The following is a 5,084-nucleotide window of genomic DNA, read 5'->3' as shown; positions in this document are numbered from 1 at the left end:
CAACCATCTCGACTTCAAGCTGGACAAAGCTCATGATTCGAGTACAAATGTATTCTGAGGCAACGGGGCGTCCTCGAGTACATCCATATATGAGGCAACAGGGCCCGTTGCACAGCCCGGAAACCGAGAAGACACAAAGCCCATTAGGAGCAGCAGGACGATGTGAAGCGAGCGTTGAGCGGCGTCGCGGGCCGCCAGGGTACGCAGCGACCCAAAGCATGCCCAGAGAGTCCACTTGAGCCTGCCCATCAAGGCTCCGCCCTTACTTCGGAGGCCCGCCAAATGGCTGGAACGGGTCCTCCCATAGTCGCCAAGAGCCGCTAGCACCCGCGATTACCTGGCAGAAGAGTGCGACACACACATACAGCGCAGACCACGAGGCTGCTAGTTGGGCCAGCAAGCCCACATACTCACGAAGTGCGACAGCATAACCGAAACAATTCTCGATAGTTACCGAGCTAGAGTCCCTGTAAGGATGCACATTCGACCCGCCGTTCGCCGTGCGAGTAGGGGAACGACTCCCCCAACGTATCCCCGGGTCGTTCATCAGACCAGTTGTTGCATCGTTCTGCAGTCCATCCTGCGGGTGATTCGACGATTCGGTCGCCCAGCCAGTCAAGGAGCCGTCCGTAGAACCATCCTGCCATACAAGTATGGAGCGAATCCTGGACTGAACCCTAAATTCAGTCGTGGATTCAACTTCCGAATCGTCTGACGGTTGAATCGTGGAATTGACCGCCGTGTGACTTGACAGATGGTGGGTGGAACCGCTCTGCGGGCGATTCGCCGAATAGGGATGGGAACGCTGACGACCACTGCCTGGGCTGAGAAGACGCAGTGGGGCGGAATTGGCCCTTGCGCTGGTAATGCCGGCACAGGTAGGCTGCCGAACACCAGCCGAGAACAAGCCGGGATTGCAGCCGGGTGCGCCCACGCGGGCTCTGGCGCTGAACCGGGAGTCCTGAGCTTTGCGTGCTCTGCACTGTTTGCGGTTGGCTCTATGCCGGTCTCCGGGTAGACAGAAGTCGGTTGACTCGCGACAGATTCGGCTTAGGATTCTTCCGGTGCTCACCTCTGAACCCTTGACCCCTCGAACCCTGGAACCATTTCTCTGATGCGTATCGTCGGTTTTGTCGAAACATCCCTGGTTGACTGGGACGGCAGAATCACGATGGTTATATTCATAGGCGGGTGTAATTTCCACTGCCCGTTCTGCCACAATCCCAAGGTAGCGGCCGACTCTCCCGAACTGCACGAACTTCACTGGCCTGCCCTGGCCCGGATTCCCCGGTCAAAGCCGGGCTGGGTTGACGGTGTTGTCGTGACCGGCGGCGAACCGATGATGCACCCTGAGATATTCGACCTGTGCCGGAAAATCCGGGCCATTGGTCTCAAGGTGAAGATTGACACCAACGGCTCCTTTCCTTATGCGCTAAAACAGCTCATCGAACTAAAGCTCTGCGATTTTGTCGCGATGGACGTGAAGGCGCCACTCAATGACAAGTATCGCAAGGCTGCTGGCCGCGACGTGGACTTTGCTGTGCTGCGTCGCTCCATCCGCCTGCTCAAGGAGTCAGGTATCGGATATGAGTTCCGGACTACACTTGTACCCGGAATCGTCGAGCCTGAGGACTTGTCTGAAATCGCCAAGGCAGTCGAAGGCGCAAACCTGCTTGTGCTTCAGCAGTTCATACCGCAGAATGCCCGGACCGAGGAATTGAGGAGAAGGAAAGTCTACTCGCTCAGTCAGGCCGAGGAATTGGCTGCTGCAGCAAGGCATTTTGTCAAACAGGTCAAGCTGCGGGGAAAGTTCCTCTGAGGCAGCGCTGTCCGCTCATCGCCCACCGCTGACCGCTCCCCTCCCTTCGGTTCCCTCCCTTTCAGGAGGAGGGAAAGGTGAGGATGAATTCAGTGCTCGGGACAAGACTCAGCTCGAAGGCTTGTTCGAAGCCATGGACAATCGCAGCGCGCACTTCGTCCCTGCCGGTCTCACCGCCCTCCCGTTCTACCGAAGTCATCTCAATCTGGTCCAAGCCGCAGGGGTTCATCAGCCGGAACCAGGAAAGGTCGGTTGTGACGTTTAGGGCAAAGCCGTGCATCGTAACACCGCGCCTCACGGCGATGCCGAGAGAGGCAATTTTTCGAGGGAGGGCTCCGGGGTTCGAGGGTTCCAGGGTTCGAGAGACAGAATCGCCGACCCAGACACCGATGTAGCCGGGACAGGTCGTGGCCTTGATGCCCAGTTCTGCCAGCGCGAGTACCAGCGCCTGCTCGACCAACTCCACGAACCTTCGGACGCCAACAAGTGAGGAAGCAGGGGTCGAGGATTCAAGGGTTCGAGGGTTCAAGGGGGCGGGCTCCTGGCCTCCTCGTTCTGGGTTCTGCGCTCTGGCCATTGAGTCCTGACTGCTGACTTCTTCCCTGTTCCCCAGCTTGAACACCGGGTAGCCGACAAGCTGGCCCGGCCCGTGGAAAGTGATGTCGCCGCCGCGCTCAACCTGATACAGGGACACCCCGCGGCGCTGAAGTTCGTGCTCCGAAACAAGTAGGTTCCTGCGGTCTGCGTGCTTACCCAGAGTTATGACCGGCGGGTGCTCGAGTATCACGAGTGTATCTGGAATAGCGTCTTCCTGACGCAGCCGGACCAGCTTATGCTGAAGGTCCAGTGCCCTGCCGTATTCGACCAGGCCAAGTTGTAGCAAGGACGCTGACCGCTCACCGCCTACCGCCGACCGCTCAACCACTTGAACCCCTGGCCCCTGGAAACCTATCTGTTGGCGATGTGTATTGCCCGGCCGTGGATGGCTTCGGCCGCCTCAAATAAAAGCTCGCTCATTGTTGGGTGCGGATGCACGACCCGACCGAGTTCGCCTGCGGTCAGTCCGAGTTCGACGGCAACACTGGCCTCGGCAATCAGCACGTCGGCCTGCGGCGCAACTATCGAGACGCCCAGCACCTTGTCGGTCTTGGCGTCCACCACCATCTTGCAAAACCCTTCACTCCGGCCCAGAGTCAACGACCGGCCCACTGCCGATAGTGGCACGCGACTGGTCTTGACCTCCCGGCCTTTTTCCTGAGCTTCCTTCTCGGTCATTCCCACGACCGCGACCTCCGGGTCAGTGTAAATGCATGATGGTATTGCCCTGAACTTCCATTTTCTTGTACCGGCCAGAAGCTCGGCAAGCGCAATTCCCTCAGCCATTGCCCGATGCGCTAGAAGCGGTCCTTCTGTAACATCGCCGATGGCGTAGATGTTCGGCACCGTGGTACGATAGGCCCCATCGGTCTTGATGAATCCACGGCGGTCGGTCTTGACTCCGACCCAGTCCAGCCCGAGTTCGTGCGAAAGTGCCCTGCGACCAACCGCAACGAGAACCTTGTCAGTCTCAACTGCCTGATCAGTACCATCCTTGTCGTAGTGGACTGTAACCACCGGCTCCCGCGCAATCTGGCTGACCTTTACTCCCGGATGGAATGCTACACCTTCGCGGTCGAGCGCCTTCTCCACCACCTGGGCCAGGTCCGTATCAAACCCGGGCAGTACCTGATTCTCCAGTTCGAGAACGGTAACCTTGACTCCCAGCCGGCTGAACAGCGTGGCGAACTCAAGGCCGATGACCCCCGCCCCGATAATGACAATGTGCTTCGGCAGCTCGACAAGCCGCAACGCGCTGTTTGAGTCGAGTATCACCTTGCCATCCGGCTCCATTCCCGAGAGTACGGTTGGCATCGAACCGGTTGCGATTATGACCTGGCTAGCCAGAATACGCTGTTCGCCGTCTTGCGACTCGACCACGACTTCGCCTGGTGCTGCAAATCGGGCGTTGCCCCGTACCAGCTCGACACCGTTTACCTTGAACAGGTACTCAATGCCCCGGACCAGGCGGTCCACAATCCGGCCCTTCCAGCCGTAGAGCGCCACAAGGTCAATCTCCGGCGGCAGAAACATCAGTCCGAGACGCTTGCCTTCGGTCGCATCGCGCACGGTCTGGGCCGCGTGCAACAGCGCCTTCACCGGTATGCAGCCCCAGTTCAGGCACACACCGCCGACCCGCTCTCGCTCGACCACGATGACTTTCTTGCCCAGTTGCGCCAACCTTATGGCACACACATACCCTGCCGGCCCGGCCCCGATAACCAGGAAGTCGCATTCTGTCATCGGCTCTCCTACCAGACTGTGCCTTTGATGAGCTCGGAAGCAATGACCAGACGCTGAATCTGGTTCGTCCCTTCGTATATCTGGGTTATCTTGGCGTCACGCATCATCTTCTCCACCGGGTATTCTTTCATGTATCCATACCCGCCGAATATCTGCACCGCATCGGTCGTAACCTTCATTGCGGTATCTGAGGCCATCACCTTCGCCATCGAGGCAATCCCGGCCGCGTTCTTCAGCCCTGCATCAATCGCCCGGGCCGCCTCATATACAAGTGCACGCGATGCCTCGACGGCAATCGCCATATCAGCGAGCATGAGCTGTACTGCCTGGAAGCTGGCAATCGGCTGGTCAAACTGAATTCTGGTCTTAGCGTACTCAATTGACTCATCGAGTGCACCCTGGGCAATACCAAGCGCCTGGGCGCCGACGCCCGGTCTTGTCCGGTCAAAGGTCTTCATCGTGTGAATGAACCCGTAGCCTTCCTTGCCGCCGATGAGGTTCGCAGCCGGAACCCGGCAGTTGTCAAACACAAGTTCTGCGGTCTTGGAGCAGCGGATGCCCATCTTGTCTTCAATCTTTCCGAACGTGAAGCCTGGCGTACCGTCCTCAACGATGAACGCTGACAGCCCTCGCGCACCCTTGGCCGGGTTGGTTGAAGCAATAACGGTGTATATCTTTGCTACGCTGCCGTTGGTGATGAACTGCTTGGTGCCGGAAAGAACGTAGTGGTCTCCGTCCCTTACCGCCCGTGTTTTCACATTCGACGCATCCGAACCGGCCGATGCCTCGGTGATGGCAAAAGCTGCCAGCTCGCCCTGCGCAAGTCGGGGCAGGTAGCTCTTCTTCAGGACCCGGCGACCACCGAGAATAATTGGATAGGTACCGAGGCCGCAGGCTGCGTAGCACAGCCCGGCCGCACCGTCAA

Annotated in this window: 3 protein-coding genes and 1 pseudogene; 1 reads left to right on the top strand and 3 read right to left on the bottom strand. The window is 58.7% G+C overall.

Features of this window, described 5'->3' with window-relative positions; all coding sequences use genetic code 11:
• The first annotated feature begins 1,114 nt into the window (after window positions 1–1,114).
• Window positions 1,115–1,819, top strand: a complete 705-nt coding sequence (locus tag ABIL25_10825; protein MEO0082759.1) for an anaerobic ribonucleoside-triphosphate reductase activating protein — start codon at window positions 1,115–1,117, stop codon at window positions 1,817–1,819.
• Window positions 1,820–2,426: 607 nt separating this feature from the next.
• Here the strand turns inward: ABIL25_10825 and ABIL25_10820 are convergent.
• From ABIL25_10820 to ABIL25_10810, 3 genes and pseudogenes are all read right to left on the bottom strand, one after another.
• A pseudogene (locus tag ABIL25_10820) lies at window positions 2,427–2,666 on the bottom strand (octanoyltransferase).
• A gap of 101 nt (window positions 2,667–2,767) precedes the next feature.
• Window positions 2,768–4,159: a dihydrolipoyl dehydrogenase gene (gene lpdA / locus ABIL25_10815; GenBank protein ID MEO0082758.1), complete on the bottom strand. Its 1,392-nt coding sequence runs from the start codon at window positions 4,157–4,159 to the stop codon at window positions 2,768–2,770.
• 8 nt (window positions 4,160–4,167) lie between these two features.
• Window positions 4,168–5,084, bottom strand: a 917-nt coding sequence (locus tag ABIL25_10810; protein MEO0082757.1) for an acyl-CoA dehydrogenase family protein, incomplete at its 5' end; no start/stop codon positions are given.

This window comes from candidate division WOR-3 bacterium (assembly GCA_039801365.1).
Taxonomy (GTDB): domain Bacteria; phylum Hydrothermota; class Tepidihabitantia; order Tepidihabitantales; family Tepidihabitantaceae; genus JBDRUN01.
This window is presented reverse-complemented; position numbering and strand designations above follow the sequence as displayed.

What these genes read in the sequence shown, in the direction of transcription:
- lpdA (MEO0082758.1), bottom strand. Translation starts at nt 4,159, where the DNA reads ATGACAGAATGCGACTTCCTGGTTATCGGGGCCGGGCCGGCAGGGTAT.
- ABIL25_10825 (MEO0082759.1), top strand. Translation starts at nt 1,115, where the DNA reads ATGCGTATCGTCGGTTTTGTCGAAACATCCCTGGTTGACTGGGACGGC.